The organism is Faecalibacterium sp. DFI.5.82 (genome assembly GCF_029076575.1).
GTDB lineage: Bacteria > Bacillota > Clostridia > Oscillospirales > Ruminococcaceae > Faecalibacterium > Faecalibacterium duncaniae.
Genome location: NZ_JARFIS010000407.1, coordinates 1 through 316 on the forward strand (window position 1 = coordinate 1; position 316 = coordinate 316).

1 protein-coding gene is annotated in these 316 nt (G+C 60.4%); it reads right to left on the reverse strand.

What is annotated here, in order from left to right; translation table 11 throughout:
* Positions 1-316, reverse strand: a 316-nt coding sequence (locus P0G09_RS17185; RefSeq protein WP_275253275.1) for a TrmH family RNA methyltransferase, incomplete at both ends; no start/stop codon positions are given.

Genomic DNA, 316 nt, shown 5'->3' on the forward strand with positions numbered 1-316 from the left:
TCCCTCCGTGCCCAGCACAATGGCAAGCTTCTGCTCCCGGGCAAGAGCTTCGTCATCGATGCTGACCGAACGGTCACTCAAGGCCATGGCAGCCGTCTTGAAGCCCATGGCATTCAGCTGAGTAAGCCCCTTTTCAGGCCAATCAGCAGGAGTTTCACCGATCTGCGCCCAGGGCACCTGAAATACCGTGCCCATACTCACGCGCACGGCCCGGCGGCAGAGCGGGTCACAGCAGGTGGGGTTGATAAGAACAGCGTCCATGTTCAGCGCTGCCGCGCTGCGGAAGATGGCACCCACGTTGGTGGAATCCACAATG